The sequence below is a fragment of the Variovorax sp. dw_308 genome (assembly GCF_019207085.1).
Classification (GTDB): Bacteria; Pseudomonadota; Gammaproteobacteria; order Burkholderiales; family Burkholderiaceae_C; genus Variovorax.
Window position 1 is genome coordinate 226,107 of sequence record NZ_JAATOM010000005.1, and the last position, 17,630, is coordinate 243,736.

Genomic DNA, 17,630 nt, shown 5'->3' on the forward strand with positions numbered 1-17,630 from the left:
CGCAAGCATCAGGCTGCGGCTGCTTTTTATCAAGCGCCGCGTGCCACTTTCTCCGCCGGATGGGGGAGGCGCGGCATCGCAGGCGCACCGTGCCTCCATATCGATGCCTGCTACGGCAAATTGATCACCGCCGCCCCCTTCGCCCCGAACCAGATCACTCCGCTTCCCATCATCGCCTGCCCGTTCGCAACGGACATGTCGTGCGGCAGCGCCACCTTCAGCGCCTCGATGAAAGGTTTGGTGAAGACCTGGTCCCATGCGGCGACCAGTTGCTCGGTGCTCGCGATCTGGCGCGTCTTGCCGCCCTGCTTGACCTTCAGCGGATAGTCGACGAAGCGCGCAGCCTCGGCACGCTCGCTTGCCAGCACGGCCTTGTAGAAGTCCTGCACGCGCGCCTCGAAGGCCGCATCGGGCTCGCTGGTGACTTTCTCGTAGCGTCGCGCGCTGCTCTCGCGCTTGCCGGTGTTGCCAAGGGTCACGTCCAGGCGCCGCTTCGCCAGCGTCCACGTCCCGGTCGCGCCGATGCTGTTGGCCAGCTCCGGCGGCTTGCCATCGCCATTGCCCGCGCCCACCAGCTCGAGGTCGAAAACGCCGCCGCCCGCTTCGAGGAGCAGCAGCCGCCCGTTTTGCTGGCTGCCGGTCAACGGAATGTCCGCCAGCGCCTTGCCGAGGAAGTAGTGCCCCGTCAGCTGCCCTTCCGCACCCTTGACCGGCGCCAGCGTCATGCCGATGGCGTCGGTGCCCAGCGCGCCTTCGTAGATGAATTCGATGGTCGGGGCAACCGGTGGCGCCGCCGGCCCCCGTGCCCAGCCGCTGGCGGCGCAACCGAGCGCGGCAGCGGCGAGCGCGAGGCGCGAAGCGAACATCCGGCGCGTCGCAGGCGAAGGGAAAGGGAAAGGGAACGACAGCGGCAGCTTTGAAATCATTGCAGAAAGTTTCCGGCGTTGCCGCGACCTTACACCGACTGGTGTGCTGTCCCGCATGACCTGCGGCGTCATCGACCCGACGCAGCCAGGGCACGACAGTGAGGGCACGACTCACAACCCGCACAAGGAACCAGTCCATGAACGGCTTCGACCTCCTCCCCCTCGGCGTCTCGCTGCTCATCGGCGTCGCCGCCTTCGGCTCCTGCATCGGCATCGGCATCGTCGGCTCGAAGTTCCTCGAAGGCACCGCGCGGCAGCCGGAACTGGTCGACACGTTGCAGACCAAGTTCTTCCTGATCGCGGGCGTGACCGATGGCGCCTTCATCATCGCCACCGGCATCGGTCTCTGGTTTGCGACCTCGAATCCGTTCCGGGGGTGAGTTGGCGGCGGATGGCAGACACAAGCCCGTGTTTGGCGTCCAATCGGGTCCATGGACCTGCACATCCGCACCTTGCGCCCGAACGAAATGCGCCTGGCCATCGACTTCGCCGCGCTCGAGGGCTGGAACCCGGGCCTGCACGATGCCGCCTGCTTCCATGCGGCCGACCCCGAGGGCTTCCTGATCGGCGAACACGAGGGCAAGCCCGTGGGCTGCATCGCCGCCGTGCGCTACGAGGCGCACTTCGGCTTCATCGGCTTCTACGTGGTCGCGCCGCCGTGGCGCGGCAAGGGCTTCGGCCTGAAGCTGTGGCAGGCGGGAATGGCCCGGCTGGAAGGGCGCGTGATCGGCCTGGACGGCGTGCCGGCGCAGCAGGACAACTACCGGCGCAGCGGCTTCACGCTGGCGTGGAACAACGCGCGCTTCGCCGGCGTGGCCCGCCCCGCGGGGCAGGCGGTGGCGGGACAGATCGTGCCGTTGTCGGGCGTCGACTTCAAGCTGGTTCGCAGCGACGACCGCCGCGTGTTCCCGGCCGCGCGCGATGAGTTCCTGCGCGCCTGGGTCGGCATGCCCGACGCCACCGGGCTGGCCTGGATGGAGCGCAAGCGCCTGGCCGGGTGGGGCCTGATCCGCAAGTGCCGCGAGGGCCACAAGATCGGCCCGCTCGTGGCCGAGAGCCGCGACGTGGCCAAGTCGCTCTACCTGGCGCTGTGCCGCAGCGTGCCGGTCGGCGACACGGTGTTCCTCGACGTGCCGCTGCGCAATGCCGATGCCGCCTTGCTGGCCACTTCGCTCGGACTGCAACGGGTGTTCGAGACGGCGCGCATGTATGCCGGGGCCACGCCGGCCTGCGAGATCGAGCGCGTCTACGGCGTCACTTCTTTCGAGCTCGGCTGAGCGTCTCCGGGTCGATCAGGCGCACCACGCCCTCCTGCGCCACCGACGCGACCAGCCGGCCGTCGCGCGAATAGATCTCGCCGCGGCACAGGCCGCGCGAATCCACGCCGTTGGGCGAATCGATCGAATACAGCAGCCAGTCGTCCATGCGGAAGTCGCGGTGGAACCACATCGCATGGTCGAGGCTCGCGGCCACCAGGTCGGGCTGCATGAAGCTCAGGCCGTGCGGCAGCAAGGCCGCGCGCAGCAGGCCGTGGTCCGACGCGTAGGCCAGCATCGCGCAATGCAGCGCATGGTCGTCGGGCAAGGCGGTCAGCGATCGCATCCAGAGGCGGTAGTCGTCCGGGCGCGGCTCTGGCTCCAGCGGGTCGGTCGGGTCAACCGTGCGGTACTCGATGGGCCGCTCGGCGTCGAACTTGGAGCGGGCTGCCAGGTCCGGCACGCGAGTCACCATCGCGCGACGCAATGCGGCGTCGCTCACCAGCGTCTCCGGCGCGGGCACGTCGGGCATCGTGTGCTGGTGCTCGAAGGCGCCTGTCTCGCCGGCCTGGAACGAGGCCATCATCGTGAAGATGGTGCGGCCCTTCTGGATCGCCGACACGCGCCGCGTTGCGAAGCTGCGGCCATCGCGCACGCGGTCGACCACGTAGTCGATGGCCTCGCGCTTGTCGCCGGCGAGCAGGAAGTAGGCATGCAGCGAATGCACCGGGCGCGACGCGTCGACCGTGCGGATGGCGGCCATCAGGGCCTGGCCCAGCACCTGTCCGCCGAACACGTTGCGCGTGCCGATGTCCTCGGTGGCACCGCGGAAGCGGTCGGCGTCAAGTTGCTCCAGCCGCAGCAGAGTGACGAGGTCCTTGACGATGCGGTCGGCGTGGGCGGTGGTGAGACTCATGGCTTTGATTTTGCCGCCGTCGGATCGGCGAAATGCGGGGGCGCGTCGCCTGGGTTCCAGCGGCGCCGCGTGGCATGTGGCCCACGAGGCGCGAAATCGTTGCGCGGCTATTTGCGGGACCGCACGCTAACGCGCAAGAAGCACGCCATCCGCCGCCAGCGCCCCTTGCAGCGCCGCGACGTCGACGGCACGCATCGACGCGCCCCGGGCCATCGCCGCCGCGGTGCCGGCAGCCTGACCCATCACGAAGCAGCCTCCGCTCGCCCGCGCGGCTGATTGGCCTTCGTGCGTCATCGAGGCGCAACGCCCGGCGACGAGCAGGTTGTCGACCTTGTGGGGCACCAGCATGCGCCAGGGCAGGTCGTTGCAGGCGTTGTCGGCGTCGCGCGGAAAGCCCCAGTCGATGCGGCCGTCGCGGTGCAGCTCCATCGGCCAGGCGTTGATGCCGATCGCATCGTCGAAGCGGGCCGACGACAGGATGTCCTCGCCGGTGAGCGCATAGGCGCCATCGATGCGCCGGGTCTCGCGGATGCCGACCTGCGCCGCGATGTCGACGATCTGCGCCTGGGCAAAGCCCGGCACCTTGTCGCGCATGAAGCGGAAGTACTCGACGATCTGGCGCCGGCCCTCGGTTTCGCCGGCGCTGAGCTGACGCGCGTCCACCCCGCTCATCGCACGGCCCTCGGCATTGCGGATCTGCGTCACGTTGGCGCGCCATTCGCTCGGGTTGATCTGCGGCCGCACGATCGCGCCCTCGCGCGGAAACCTGTAGCGACCGGGCTCGTCGCGCAGCGCGGCTTCCATCAGGTCGTTGATGGCCTTGAACTCGCCGATGGCTGCGAGCGCCGGCCCTGGCTCGACATGGCCGACGCGGAACATCGTGGTCGGGAACAGGCTGTTGCCCTGCCCGTCGCCCACCTCGAAAGGCACGCCGGCAAAGGCGGCCACATCGGCGTCGCCGGAGCAGTCGACGAAGGCGCCGGCCCGGATGGCCTGCCGGCCCGACTTGGTCTCGACCACCAGGGCGGCGATGCGCGCCGGCGCACCTTCCGCCGCATCCTCCATCAGCACGGATGCGGCCCACGCGTGGAACAACACATCCACGCCCGCCGCGAGCAGCAACTGGTCGGCCGCGCACTTGTAGGCCGACACATCGTAGGAGCGCACCCGGATGCGGCCCTGCATGCCGTCCTGCGGCTTGTTGAGGCCGCCGAGCGCATCGATGCGGTCCAGCAATTCGTCCACCACGCCGTGCACCACCTGCGTCATCTCGCCGCCGCGCCGGCCATGGAGCCCGGCGAAGTTGGTCACGCCGCCCGCCGTGCCCATGCCGCCCAGGAAGCCATAGCGCTCGACGAGCAAGGTGCGCGCACCGTGGCGCGCCGCACTGGCGCTCGCGGCCAGGCCGGCCGGGCCGCCACCGATCACGACCACGTCGTACTCGCCGAAAACCGGCAGCCTGCGCGCCGGCTCGGTGAGCATGCCGCCGACACTATTCAAGCTTGATGCCCTGGGCATTGATGATGCCGGCCATGATCGCGGCCTCTTTCTTCACCCGCGCGCGCATGCCGTCGGGCGAGGTGCCCACCGCCTGCCAGCCCTGGTCGAACAGCTTCTGCCGCACGTCGGCCGATTTCATGATCGGCCCGAGTTCGTGCGCGATGCGTTCCTGCGCCGCCTTCGACAGGCTGGCCGGCCCGAGCAGCGCGGCCCACACCTCCAGGTCGAAGTCGCGCACGCCGGCATTGGCCAAGGGCGCGACTTCGGGCGCGAGCGGACTGCGCCCACTGGTCAGGCCGATGGCCTTGATCTTGCCGGTGCGCACTTGCGGCATGGCCACGCCGGGTGGAACCAGCGCCATCTGCACCTGCCCGCCGAGCATCGCGGTGATGACCTGCGGATTGCCCTGGAACGGCACATGCACCGGCGCAAAGCCGCGCACGCGGGACTTGAGCAATTCCATGCCGAGGTGCCCGACCGAGCCGACGCCGACCGAACCGTAGTTCCACTTGTCGCCCGCGACACGGGCCGCGTCGAAGAACGTCGGACCCGATGGCAGCGAGGGCAAGGCCACCAGCACCAGCGGCGCGGTGACCAGCAGCGACAGTTCGGTGAAATCGCGCGCCGGGTCGTAGGGCAGGCTCGGGTAAAGAAGCTTCGACGAGGTCAGGTTGCCGTTGATGACGATACCCAGCGTGTGGTCGTCCGTGGCCTTGGCCACGAAGTCCGCGGCGATGTTGCCGGAGGCGCCCGGCTTGTTGTCCACGACGACCGGCTGGCCCAGCGCGCGCGCCAGCGCTTCGGCCAGCACACGCGCTGCAATGTCGGGTGTGGAGCCGCCCGGAAAGCCGACCACGAGATGCACCGGCCGGGTCGGCCAGGTGTTGCCCTGGGCATGGCTGGCAAGAGGCGCAAGAAGAGGCGCAAAAAGAGGCGCGGCGCTAGCCGCAAGCAGGAGGTTTCGACGGGAGATTGGCATGGCCGGCATGATCGCACAGGGCTTTCTTGCGAGCGCCCATGTGAAGAGGCCCGCGCACGGCGGGCCTCGGATTCACACCTTCTCAGGGGACGTTGGCCCCGCTGACCTGGAACGGCTTGCCGGGCAAGTCCATCTTGCCGCCGTATTCGATCTTCACGCCGTTGGTTGCAATCACCGGGCAGCCGCCGGTGGCCTTGGGGCAGGCGCCGCCATCGATGAAGGAGACCGGGCCGTAGCGGAAGTTGTGGACGGCCCTGCCTTCATGGTCGGCGACCGTCACGACGTAACCCCAGTTCGCGAAGTTGTCCGCGTCCTCGACGGCGATCGGGTCCTGCATCCGCGGATCCTGCAGCGTGCGCACGATGCTGCTGCTGTTGGCGCCGAAACGGACCCAGGAGATCTTGCGATCACCGCGCGAAGTCACGATCACCTGCATGTTGGGATCGGCATATTCGGTGGGAATGTCCGGCTCGCCCTTCGACCACGACAGCGATGTCGGGTTGCGGCCGACATTGGCCGCGAACTGCGGCAACTCGGCGATCGAGGACGCCGTGGTCGCCGTCGCCGTCCGGCCGGGCGCATAGTTTCCGAGGCTGTAGACACGCAGGACGCCCTCCTGCGTCGCGATCCAGGCGCGCTGGTTCGGCCCCCACACGGTGGTCTTGACCGCGGTCGGCTTCTCCGGCAACGAGATCATCTTGACCACCGTGGGCGCCTGTTGCGGCTGGTTGGCGAACGTGTACGGCCATTGGCTGTCGGCCTGGCCCAGGCTGGCCATGCGCGCGTTGAAGGTGCCCAGGTCGCCACCGAAGTAGATGCTGTTGACGAAGGCGAACAACGGCTTCAGGTCGATGAAGGCGGCCTTCTTCTCCGACTTGGAGATCACCACCGCCATCCCGCCCTTGGCGTACTTCCATGCGTTCTCGCCGTTCAGGAAAGCCTGCCGGTTGGCCTGGTTGGTCAACGGAAGCGGCGTGCCCACGAAGATGCCGCCGGGCAGCATGGTGTCGAACGGGTCCACCCCGGTGGTCACCGCAATCTCCGTCGGCGCCTTCATCACGGAGCCATCCGGGCCGACGAGGTCGATGTAGCCCAGGATCTTCATGAAGGCGATGTTGCCGATGTTGGGCAGGCCGGGGTACACGCCCATCCACTCGTTCCACCAGTTGTACCAGGCGCTGTAGTCGCCGTTGGCCTGGCTGTTGAACGGGTTGCAGTTGTCGCAGAGGCCAGCCAGCGCCACCACCGCTACCTGGCCCTTCATGGCGGTGGTGTCCCACACCGTGACCAGCGCGAACTCGCTGTTGTTGGTCATGGCGATGCCTGTTGGGACCTTGTTGGGAGGCAGCTTCACCGTCGACCTGTTGGTGGCGGTGTTGGTGCCGACGGTGCCGATCACACCGTTCTGGAACGCCGCCAGGCCCTGGTTGCAGAAACCGGGACGCCCCCCGCAACGCGTGACCGCGACCGGGTCGCCGCCCACGATGCCCTTGGCCCTGTAGTCCGCCACGTTGATGCTGTTGAGGCCCGCCCCGTAGAGGGTCCAGCTCAACTGCGGCAACTGCGCGAAAGTGCTGAACATGTGGGTCGTCGTCTGGAAATCGGCGATCCCCACGTGGGCCGCATTGCTGTCGGCCACGAAGCTGACGTTGGCCTTGTTGCTGGAATACAGGCCCGGACTGGCGGAACGCGCCCCGACCTGCCAGAGATACGGCGCATCGGGAGACATGTACTGGTAGCCCAGAAAGTTGTTGTTGGGCCGCGGCCCGAACAACTGGGCACCTCCGCCCGCGCCGTACGAGGCCGCATTCGGACCGTAGCGGTAGGTCATGCCTTCCGGCTTGCTCAGCAACGCCGCCATGGCGGAATAGGCCGCGTCGACGATCTTGCCGGATGCGTCGACCACGTCGCCGACCAGGGACGAGCCGATGCTCGGCAGCGTCTGGGCGCCGCCGGAACTCGCCCCGTCGCGCACGGTCTCGCAGACCCTGGGCGCCGGAACGCCAGGATTCCCGAAGAGGTCGATGTGGCACATGATGGCGATGTCCGCGGGCATCAGGACCTCGCGCCAGTTGTTGCCGCTGCCAAAGCGCACCACGGTCGGCGACGTCAGCTTGAAGATCTCACCTTCCCTGACCAGGGGTTCGATCAACTTGCCCGGAGCCGGCGGGGGCGCCGCCGGCGTGTCGACCACCGATTCGCAGACCCTGGGCGCAGGCACGCCGGGGTTTCCGAAGAGGTCGACGTGGCACATGATGGGGATGTTGGGGGGCATGGTGACCGTGCGCCAACTGCTGCCGTTGCCAAAGCGGACCGGGGTGATTGCTGCCAGATTGAAGATCCCGCCCTCGTTGGCCACGCGGACGATCGTCTTCCCCGGAATCTGCGAAGACGTCGCCGGCTGCGCCGGTGTGTCGGTCACCGTCTCGCAGACCCTGGGTGCGCCCACGCCGGGGTACCCGAAGAGGTCGACGTGGCACATGATGGCGATGTTGGCGGGCATGGTGACCTCGCGCCAGTTGTTGCCGCTGCCAAAGCGCACGACGGTCGGCGTCGCCAGCCTGAAGATCTCGCCTTCCTTTGCCAGGGCCGTGTAGGTCTTTCCGGTGGCCGGCGCGGTGTCCGGTACGTCGATCATCGTCTCGCAGACCCTGGGCGCGGCCACGCCGGGGTATCCGAAGATGTCGACGTGGCACATGATGGCGATGTTGGCGGGCATGATGATCTCGCGCCAATTGCTGCCACTGCCAAAGCGCACCCAGGTCGGCACCGACAGCTTGAAGATCTCGCCTTCGTTGGCCAGGTGCGTGGTGACGATTTTCTCGCGGGCGCTGGCCTTGGCGTCGGTGGAACCGGACGAGGCTTCGGCACTCGGGACGCTGATGGTCTTGTCGACTGCGCCGGTCGCGCCGGCAAAGGATGAGGCATTGCTGCCGCCGCTGCCACCGCCGCATGCGGTCAAGATGGACGCGAGGACGAGCGCGGCAAATGCTGACTTCTTCATTACGTTCTAATTGTTTTCCGTTCCCTGTAATTACTTATTTGTACATAGCAGGCACTTTCCACGCAACCGTTCTTTCAAATGTTTCTATCTGCGGTGTTGTCACAACATTGGGGGGCAAATGTAAAGAAACGAACGGGCGCTTCATGCGGAATGGGCCCGAATCCGTTGGATTTGACTGGCACCGGATCCGCCGGCTTGTAACAACTCGGGTTGCCCTGGACGCGCAGGCGTCAGTGCCAACGTCTTTCTTTCAAGCTCAGGAAAAAATCACGTTGCCTTCGAGCAACAGTGCAGGCAGTTGGCGACATGAAATCGTTGCAATTTCACGACAACCAAACCGCGCTTGGCGCCGAGCGCCCCCGCGCGCATTGACGGCACTGCCGGACGAAAAAAGGCCCGCGCGAGGCGGGCCCTTTCGAATGTGCGGCGATGCGCCGGATGCGCCGATCTCAAGTCGATGTGGGCATTGCCACCTCGACTCGAGCCGGCCCGGCGGGCCTCGCGGCTCAGGACACGTTGGTCCCGCTCAGTTGGAACGGCCGCCCCGGGAGGGTCATCTTGCCGCCGTATTCGATCTTCATCGTCCCGAAGGGCGTCCCGTTGGTCGGAACGACCGGGCAACTGTTGGCGTTGGGGCAGGCCCCGCCATCGATGAAGATCACCGGACCGTAGCGGAAGTTATGGACGGCCTTGCCCCCGTAGTCGGCAACGGTCACCACGTAGCCCCAGTTCGCGAAGTTGTCTGCATCCTCGACCGCGATCGGGTCCAGCATCCGCGGATCCTGCAAGGTGCGCGCAATGGTGCTGCTGTTGCTGCCGAAGCGAACCCATGAGATCTTGCGGTCGCCGCGCGAATTCACCAGCACCTGGAAGTTCGGATCGGCATAGGTCACGGGAATGTCCGGTTCACCCTTCGAGACGGACATCGAAGTCGGGTTGCGGCCGACGTTGATCGCGAACTGTGTCAGTTCGCTGATCGACGACGGCGTCGGCGAAGCCACGGTCGGGCCCGGCGCATAACTGCCAAGGCTGTAGACGCGCAATGTGCCATCCTGCGTCGCGATCCAGGCGCGCTGGTTGGCGCCAAACACCGTGGTCTTGACGGCTGTCGGCTTGTCGGCCGTGGCGATCATCTTGACGACCGTCGGCATCTGCGCCGTCGCGTTCGTGATGTTGGGCCACTGGTTGGCCCCCTGGCCCAAGGTGGCCATTCGCGCGTTGAACGTGCCGATGTCACCACCAAAGTACACGCCGTTGAAGTACGTGAACAATGGCTTCAGGTCGATGAAGGCCGCCTTCTTCTCCGACTTGGAGATCACGACTGCCATGCCGCCCTTGGCGTACTTGTCGGAAAGATTGCCACTCAGGAAGGCCTGGCGGTTGGTCTGGCTGGTCAGGGGATTGGGGTAGCCCACGAAGGCGCCGCCCGCCACCAGGGTGTTGAATGCGTCATACCCGGTCGTCGCGGCGATCTCCGTCGGAGCGTTCATCGCGGTGCCATCGGTGGCGACGAGGTCGACATAGCCCAGGATCTTCATGAAGGCGATGTTGCCGACGTTCGTCAGGCCAGGGTACACGCCCATCCACTCGTTCCACCAGTTGTACCAGGCGCTGTAGCTGCCGTTGGCCTGGCTGTTGAGCGGGTTGCAGCTGTTGCACAGCCCGGCCATGGCCACCACCGCCACCTGGCCCTTTTGCGTGTTGGTGTCCCACACGGTGACCAGCGCGAACTCGCTGTTGTTGGTCAGGGCGATGCCCGTGGGCACCTTGTTGGCCGGCAGCTGGGTCGTTGCCCTGTTGTTGGCGGTGTTGGTGCCCACGGTGCCGATCACACCGTTCTGGAACACCGCGATGCCTTCATTGCAGAAGCCGGGGCGTCCGCCGCATCGCGCGACCGCGACCGGGGCGCCGCTGACGACGCCCTTGGACCGGTAGTCCACCACGTTGATGCTGTCGAGGCCGCCCCCGTAGAGGGTCCAGCTCAACTGCGGCAACTGCGCAAAGGTGCTGAACATGTGGGTCGTCGTCTGGAAGTCGGTGATGCCCACGTTGGCAGAGCTGTCGGCGGCGAAGGCGACGTTGGCCTGGTTGCTGGAATAGGCGCCGGCGCTGGCGGAACGCGCACCCACCTGCCAGTTGTACGGGGCGTTGGCCGCGATGTACTGGTAGTTGTTGAACAGGATGTTGGGGCGCGGACCGTACAACTGCACGCCGCCGCTGGCGCCGTACGACGGTGCGTCCGGACCGTAGCGGTAGGCCAGCCCGACCGGGTCGCTCATCAGGGAGGCCATCTTGTTGTAGGCGGCCGCAACGACCTTGCCGGAGGAATCGACGACATCGCCGGACAAGGCCGTGCCACTGCTGCCGCCGGACGCCGGGGGCGTGGTCACGGGCGGCGTCGTGACGACGGGCGGCGTCGTGGTGGCGGGGGGCGTCACCACCGGCGTCGAGGGGGCGGAAGCCACTGTGTCGACCACGGTTTCGCAGACCCGGGGTGCGGGCACGCCGGGGTTACCGAAGATGTCGACGTGGCACATGATCGCGATGTTCGCGGGCATGTCGACCGTTTTCCAACTGCTGCCGCTGCCGAAGCGCACCGTGGTGATCGCCGTCAACTTGAAGATTTCACCTTCGTTGGCCAGGTGCGTGATCGTCTTCCCGGGAATCGTGCTGGAGCCTGCAGGCGCCGTCGGCGTCGACGTGGCAGGGGTGGAAGGCGTCGTGGCAGGCGGCGTTGTGGCAGGTGTGCTTGGCGTCGATGCGGGCGGCGAGGTCGAAGCCCCCGCGTCGACCACCGTCTCGCAGACCCGGGGTGCAGGCACGCCAGGGTTACCGAAGATGTCGACGTGGCACATGATCGCGATGTTCGCGGGCATGTCGACCGTTTTCCAACTGCTGCCGCTGCCGAAGCGCACCGTGGTGATCGCCGTCAACTTGAAGATTTCACCTTCGTTGGCCAGGTGCGTGATCGTCTTTCCCGGGATCACCGACGAGCCCGCCGGCGCGGTTCCCGTGGTCGTCGCCGGCGTTGCCGGCGTGGTCGTGGTCGTGTCGGGCACATTGACCACTGTCTCGCAGACCCGGGGTGCAGGCACGCCGGGATTACCGAAGATGTCGACGTGGCACATGATCGCGATGTTCGCGGGCATGTCGACCGTTTTCCAGTTGCTGCCGCTGCCGAAGCGCACCGTGGTCACCGCGGGCAACGTGAAGATTTCACCTTCGTTGGCCAGGTGCGTGTAGACGGTTTTCTGGCGGGTGGTGCCCTTCGGGTCGGCTGTGGTGTCTGGCGTGGTGGCGGCTTCGACTGTGGTGGAAGGCTTATCGAGCGCGGCGACTGTGCCGAGGGAGGAGGTGCCGCTGCTGCCGCTTCCGCCCCCGCACGCGGCCAGGGTCGTCGCGAGGATCAGCGCGAGTAGTGTTGTCTTCTTCATTACATTAAGGTTGATTGCCGAATTTCGTCATTACTTATTGGTACATAGACGACCTTTTTTAGGCAACTTGTCTTTCAAACGTTTTCTGCCTGCTGCGCTGCAGCAACAATTGTTAGTTACAGATCAACAATCGTTCGATCGATATATGCCTTTTCCCTCGGAGGCCTTCGTTCCGGGCCAAGCACATGTCCACGTTTCTGAAACAGATAGCGGGTTACAAGCATCGAAAATGCGCCAAGAATGTGCGTTTTTGCTCCCGTTTGGTGCAGTTATGGCGTTGCAGGCGCGCAACAAAGGAAGATGTAGGACGCCGTCTGTTGCAACGTTGCGTCGTTTCCGACGGGCTGGATGCGCCTTCGCCGACATGTAGATGCGCGATTCGGACCTTTTGCGCTGCGGTTTTCCGCGTTGCGAGGTATCCGCCGTCCGTCACCTCGTGCGCGTCGGAGTGGCGCGGAAACGGGTCCTCAGGATAATCAGACCATCGCCGCCTTGGCCGTCCTCAAAGGGTTCCATGTCCTCCATCACGCTTCGTTTTCTCGCCGAGCCCAGCACGGTCAACTTCGGCGGCAAGGTGCACGGCGGCACGGTCATGAAGTGGATCGACGAGGCCGGCTACGCGTGCGCCACGAGCTGGGCCAAGCGCTACTGCGTGACGGCCTTCATCGGCGGCATCCGCTTTCACCACCCGATCATGATCGGCGACCTGGTCGAAGTGGAGGCGCGCCTGGCCTACACCGGCAAGACCAGCATGAACATCTCGGTCGAAGTGCGCAGCGGCGACATGAAGGGCGGCGTCATGACCAAGACCACCGAATGCCTGATCGTGTTCGTCTCGGTCGATTCGCATGGCAGGCCGATGCCGGCGGAGGCCTTCACGCCCAGCACGCCGGGCGAGATGGCGCTGGCGGAGCGGGCGAAGGCGAATCTGGATGCGGCGCGGGCGGCGTCGAATCCGTAGCGACAGGTTCGATGCGGCAGCGCTGCCTCAACCGACCACCGTTCCGCTCACCTCACCCAACCCGATGCGCACCGCCCCCTTACGCTCGCAGTAGCCGCGCAGCGTAAGCGTGTCGCCGTCTTCGAGAAAGGTGCGGCTCTCGCCATTCGGCAGCGTGATCGGGTTCTTGCCGCCCAGCGTGAGTTCCAGCAGCGACCCCGCCTGGTCGGCCTCGGGACCGGAAAGGGTGCCGGAGCCGAGCAGATCGCCCGGCTGCAGGTTGCAGCCATTCACCGTGTGATGCGCGACCAGTTGCGCGGCGGTCCAGTAGGCGGCCTGCGTGGCGTTGCCGCGCGTGAGCCGCGTCGCGGGTTGGCCGGCCGCGCGCATCTTCGCGGTCTGCAGCAGGACCTCGAGCGTGATGTCGAGCCCGCCGGTGTGGCGGTTGACGTCGCTGTCGAGGTACGGCAGCGGCAGCGGATCGCCCGCCGGACGCTCGAAAGCCTTGGCACGGAAGGGCGCCAGCGCCTCCATCGTCACCAGCCAGGGCGACAAGGTGGTGGCGAAGTTCTTCGCGAGGAACGGGCCGAGCGGCTGGTATTCCCAGGCCTGAAGGTCGCGCGCCGACCAGTCGTTGAGCAGGGTCACGCCGAAAAGGTGCTGCTCGGCCTCGGCGATGCCGATCGGCTCGCCCAGCGCGTTGCCCTGGCCGATGAAGAAGCCGAGTTCGAGTTCGTAGTCGAGCCGCTTCGACGGGCCGAAGCTCGGCGTTTCCGCATCGGGCGCCTTGGTCTGCCCCTTGGGCCGCTTGAAGCGCTGGCCACTCACGCCGATGGACGAGGCGCGGCCGTGGTAGCCGATGGGCATCCACTTGTAGTTGGGCATCAGCGGCGCGTCGGGGCGGAACAGCTTGCCGACGGTGGTCGCGTGATGGATGCCGGTGTAGAAGTCGGTGTAGTCGCCGATGGTGCAAGGCACGGTCATCTCGACGTCGGCCTGGGCATACAGCGCCAGCTGCCAATGCTTCTCCTTGGGGCTGCCTTCGCGCAGGTCCTCGGACAACAGGGCGCGCAATGCTGCCCGCTCGGCGGGCGATGCCGACATGACGATGTTCATGTCGGAGTGCTCCAGCACGTGGGCAGCCTCCAGGTCCAGCACGCGGTCGCCGATCGCCACGCCGATGCGAAACGGCTCCGCGCTGCCGGCCGGCCTGAACCGGCCGAAGGGCAGGTTCTGGATCGGGAAGTCGCAGCCCGGCACGTTGGCGGTCGCCACCCAGCTGCGCAGGTTCGGGTCGTGCGTGGCGTTGATGTCGTAGTTCATTGTTCCCCCTGGTGGATGCGTCGTGATGCGTGCCGAACGGGACGATGTCATCTCGAGAATCTCCGCGAAAGCAGAACTTTGATAGTAGTGCGTCCACGGCGAAAACCGCACCCCGCTCACCCCTGCCGACGCAACCGCTCCCGAATCGGCCCCAGCACTTCCTCGTCGTGCTGCCCCAGCACCGGCGGCGGCGTCACGGTCAACGCGCGCTCCCCATCGAAGCTCACCGGCGAACGCACGGTGCGCCACGTGCCCATGGTCGGATGCGGCGCCTCGATCGCCAGTTGCAGGTGCCGGGCCTGGGGGTCTTCCAGCGCCTCGCTGGTGTCGTACATCGGCGCGTGCGGCACGTCGCGCGCCAGCAGGCGCGCGCACCATTGCTCGCGCGTGCGCCGCTTGAACAGCTCGCCGAGGACCAGGATCATGTCGTCCTGGTGCGCGATGCGGGCCTCGCGCGTGGCGAAGCGCGGGTCGTCGAAGATGTCCGTGCGCTCTACAGCGTCGGCCAGGCCCTGCCAGAACTTTTCCGGCGAGGACATGTGCAGCGCAATCCACTTGCCGTCCGCACACTCGAGCACGTACGACTGCGACACGCTCGGCCGGCTGAACGGCCCCATCACCTCGCCTTCCGAGAAGTAGTGGGTGAACGCATCGAGGTTGAAGTGGCACATCGCCTCGAGCATCGACACCTCGACGCGGCGCCCGACGCCGGTGCGCCCGCGCTCGATCAGCGCGCCCATCACGCCGTAAGCCGCGTAGAAGCCGGTCATCGCATCGGCAAGCGCGGGGCCCACCACGCGTGGGTTCGACGGATTGACGAGCAGCTTCAGATAGGCGCTGGCGGCCTGCGCGACGGTGTCGTAGGCCGGCCGGCCCGAGGCCGGTCCATCCTGGCCGAAGCCGCTGATCGCGCAGTAGACGAGCCGCGGGTTCAGCGCGTGCAGCCGCTCCCAGCCCGCGCCCAGCCGCTCCGCGGCGCCGGGCCTGAAGTTCTGGATGTAGACGTCGGCCTCGCGCACCAGTTCGTCGAACGCGGCCGCGTCTTCGGGATGCTTGGTGTTGAGCGTGATGCTCTGCTTGTTGCGGTTGTAGGTCTGGAAGTGCGGGCTGTAGAGGCCGCCGCGAAAGGCGCGGAACGGGTCGCCGGAGCCGGGCTGCTCGATCTTGATGACGCGTGCGCCCAGGTCGGCCAGCAGCATGCCGGCGGCCGGGCCGGTGATGAAGGTTCCCTGTTCGAGGACGGTGATGCCTTCGAGGACTTTGGACATGTTGAAGCTTCCTGTGAGGGCTTTTTGTTCATCAATCCACCTGCGCGCCCGAGCGCTTGACCAGTTCCGCCCACTTGGCGACCTCGGTGCCGGTGAAGCGGGCCAGTTCGTCGCCGCGCATCGGCCGCACCTCGACGCCCTGTGCGGCGAGACGGGCTTGCGTGTCGGCATCGGACAGGGTGGCGTCGGCCGCGGAACGCAGCCGCTCCAGCGCCGGTGCGGGCGTGGCCACGGGCGCATAGAGGGCGAACCACGCGACCAGGTCGAAGCCGGCAAGGCCTTGCTCGGCGAGCGTCGGCACGTCCGGCGCGGCCTTGCTGCGCTCGGCGCTGCTGACGCCGATCGCCCTGAGCTTGCCGCTCTTGATGTGCTGCAGCACGGCGGTCGGGTGATAGAACATGAAGTCCACGTTGCCCGCCATCAGGTCGGTCAGCGCCTGGGCGCCGTCCTTGTAGGGCACGTGGATCATCGTGCCGCCCAGCTTCGCCAGCAACTCCCCGGCCAGGTGGCCCGAGGTGCCATTGCCGGCGGAAGCGAAGGTGATGCCCTGGGGCCGCTGCGCCATGCGCGCGAGGTCCGCGGGCGTCTTGGCGGCGGAATTGGCCGGCACGACCAGCAGCAGCGGCGTGTAGCCGACGAAGGCCACCGGCGTGAACTGCTTCTGCGGGTCGTAGGGCAGCTTGCGGTACAGCGACGCGTTGATCGCGTGGGTGCCGACCGTCCCCATCACCAGGGTGCCGCCGTCCGATGGCGCCCGCGCGACCTGCTCGGTGCCCATCGAGCCGCCGGCACCCGGCCGGTTGTCGATGATGACGGGCTGCCCCAGCCGCTTGCCCAGCGGCGTGCCGACCACCCGGGCGACGTTGTCGGTGGTGGTGCCGGCCGAGAACGGCACGACCAGGCGCACCGCCGTGGCCGGCTGCTGCGCGGCGACCGTGCCGGCGTTTGCCAGCCCGAGCAGGCCGACCAGGGCGCCAAGCGCGCGGCCCAGCCACCGGCTCGCATTCGAATGCAGCGTCATGAGTGACAGTCCCTCGATGTGCAAGCGTGCGGGCTCAGTCGACACGGATGTTCCTGGTCTTGACGATGCGGCCGTAGATATCGGCGTCGCGCTTGACCAGCTCCGCCATCTCGGGCCGGCTCAGACCCAGCGGCTCGCAGTTCAGGTCCTTGATGCGGCGCTGCATCTCGGGATCCTGGCTGGCGGCCAGCAAGGTGGCATGCAGGCGCTCGACGATCGGCGCCGGCGTGGCCGCTGGGGCCCAGATGCCGTGCCACGACGTCATCGTCAGGCCGGGGGTGGTCTCTGCAAAGGTCGGCACGTTCGGCATCGCGGGATGCCGCTGCGGACCGGAATAAGCCAGCGCCTTCACGCGGCCGCCGCTGATCAGCGGATAGGCCGTCGCCATCGGCTCCAGCACCATGTCGACCTGCCCGCCGATCAGCTCGGTGATGGGCGTCGTGCGGTAGGGCACGTGCACCATGCTGATCTTGGTCTCGTCCTTCAGCCACTCCATGATCAGGTGCGACGGGCTGCCGGCGCCATAGGACGCATGCGACAGCGAATCGGGCTTGCTGCGCGACTCGGCCACCACGTCCCTCACCGAGTTGGCCTTCAGTTGCGGGCCGGCGATGAGCACCAGGCCCTGCCGCATGGTCGTGGCCACGGGCACCAGGTCCTTCTGCGGGTCGAAGGGCAGCTTGCCGTAGATGAATGGGTTGATCGTGAACGCAGTGGAGACGTTGTAGAGCACGGTGTACCCGTCAGCCGGCGCCTTGGCCACCACATCGGTCGCCAGGTTGCCCGCCGAGCCAGGCTTGTTGTCGATGACGACGGCCACGCCCAGCTTCTTGGCGGCGTAGTCCCCGTACATGCGGGCGAAGACGTCGGGCGGCGTGCCGGCGGCGAAGCCGACCACGATCCTGATCGGCCGGATGGGCCAGTCCGCCTGCTGCGCCTGCGCCAATCCGCTGGCACCGGTGAGTGCCAATGCAGCCGCTGCTACCAGATGCCTTCTTGCGAAGTCCATGTCATGTCTCCTGTTGAATGTCTTGTTGCTGATGAATGGGGGTGGACGGCACGC

Annotated in this window: 13 protein-coding genes; 3 read left to right on the plus strand and 10 right to left on the minus strand. The window is 66.9% G+C overall.

Going from position 1 to position 17,630, the window contains the following annotated elements:
* Positions 1 to 110 precede the first annotated feature (110 nt).
* Complete coding sequence (locus tag HCU76_RS13025) at positions 111 to 998, minus strand: hypothetical protein (RefSeq protein WP_218509525.1); 888 nt, start codon at positions 996 to 998, stop codon at positions 111 to 113.
* Between the two features lie 65 nt (positions 999 to 1,063).
* On the opposite strand from HCU76_RS13025, the gene atpE reads away from it, so the two are divergent.
* The gene (gene atpE / locus HCU76_RS13030; protein ID WP_218509526.1) at positions 1,064 to 1,306 is read left to right on the plus strand and encodes a F0F1 ATP synthase subunit C; all 243 of its coding nucleotides are present in this window, start codon (positions 1,064 to 1,066) and stop codon (positions 1,304 to 1,306) included.
* A gap of 51 nt (positions 1,307 to 1,357) precedes the next feature.
* The gene (locus HCU76_RS13035; protein ID WP_218509527.1) at positions 1,358 to 2,203 is read left to right on the plus strand and encodes a GNAT family N-acetyltransferase; all 846 of its coding nucleotides are present in this window, start codon (positions 1,358 to 1,360) and stop codon (positions 2,201 to 2,203) included.
* On the opposite strand, the gene tesB is transcribed toward HCU76_RS13035, so the two are convergent.
* From tesB to HCU76_RS13060, 5 genes are all read right to left on the minus strand, one after another.
* The gene (gene tesB / locus HCU76_RS13040; protein ID WP_218509528.1) at positions 2,181 to 3,098 is read right to left on the minus strand and encodes an acyl-CoA thioesterase II; all 918 of its coding nucleotides are present in this window, start codon (positions 3,096 to 3,098) and stop codon (positions 2,181 to 2,183) included. The two genes, HCU76_RS13035 and tesB, sit on opposite strands and share 23 nt — an antisense overlap.
* A gap of 126 nt (positions 3,099 to 3,224) precedes the next feature.
* On the minus strand, positions 3,225 to 4,580 hold the full coding sequence (locus HCU76_RS13045; protein ID WP_218509696.1) for an FAD-dependent oxidoreductase: 1,356 nt from the start codon (positions 4,578 to 4,580) through the stop codon (positions 3,225 to 3,227).
* A 10-nt stretch (positions 4,581 to 4,590) separates the two neighbouring features.
* Positions 4,591 to 5,586: a Bug family tripartite tricarboxylate transporter substrate binding protein gene (locus tag HCU76_RS13050; RefSeq protein ID WP_371319812.1), complete on the minus strand. Its 996-nt coding sequence runs from the start codon at positions 5,584 to 5,586 to the stop codon at positions 4,591 to 4,593.
* 73 nt (positions 5,587 to 5,659) lie between these two features.
* The gene (locus HCU76_RS13055) at positions 5,660 to 8,581 is read right to left on the minus strand and encodes a hypothetical protein (protein WP_218509529.1); all 2,922 of its coding nucleotides are present in this window, start codon (positions 8,579 to 8,581) and stop codon (positions 5,660 to 5,662) included.
* Between the two features lie 506 nt (positions 8,582 to 9,087).
* Positions 9,088 to 12,015: a hypothetical protein gene (locus HCU76_RS13060; RefSeq protein ID WP_213956179.1), complete on the minus strand. Its 2,928-nt coding sequence runs from the start codon at positions 12,013 to 12,015 to the stop codon at positions 9,088 to 9,090.
* Between the two features lie 514 nt (positions 12,016 to 12,529).
* Here HCU76_RS13060 and HCU76_RS13065 point away from each other — a divergent pair.
* Entirely contained in the window at positions 12,530 to 12,976 is a 447-nt protein-coding gene (locus tag HCU76_RS13065) for an acyl-CoA thioesterase (protein ID WP_213956180.1), read from the plus strand.
* Positions 12,977 to 13,003: 27 nt separating this feature from the next.
* On the opposite strand, the gene fahA is transcribed toward HCU76_RS13065, so the two are convergent.
* The 4 genes from fahA to HCU76_RS13085 all read right to left on the minus strand — a co-directional run bounded on the left by fahA (position 13,004) and on the right by HCU76_RS13085 (position 17,576).
* Positions 13,004 to 14,278 (minus strand): fumarylacetoacetase, encoded by a 1,275-nt coding sequence (gene fahA, locus HCU76_RS13070; RefSeq protein ID WP_218509530.1) that lies wholly within the window; start codon positions 14,276 to 14,278, stop codon positions 13,004 to 13,006.
* Positions 14,279 to 14,394: 116 nt separating this feature from the next.
* Positions 14,395 to 15,546 carry a CaiB/BaiF CoA-transferase family protein gene (locus tag HCU76_RS13075; protein ID WP_218509531.1) on the minus strand — a complete coding sequence of 384 codons (1,152 nt, stop codon included), beginning with the start codon at positions 15,544 to 15,546 and terminating at the stop codon, positions 14,395 to 14,397.
* A 31-nt stretch (positions 15,547 to 15,577) separates the two neighbouring features.
* Entirely contained in the window at positions 15,578 to 16,612 is a 1,035-nt protein-coding gene (locus HCU76_RS13080; protein WP_371319813.1) for a Bug family tripartite tricarboxylate transporter substrate binding protein, read from the minus strand.
* Entirely contained in the window at positions 16,602 to 17,576 is a 975-nt protein-coding gene (locus tag HCU76_RS13085) for a tripartite tricarboxylate transporter substrate binding protein (RefSeq protein ID WP_218509532.1), read from the minus strand. The genes HCU76_RS13080 and HCU76_RS13085 overlap by 11 nt, the downstream gene beginning before the upstream one ends.
* Positions 17,577 to 17,630 lie beyond the last annotated feature (54 nt).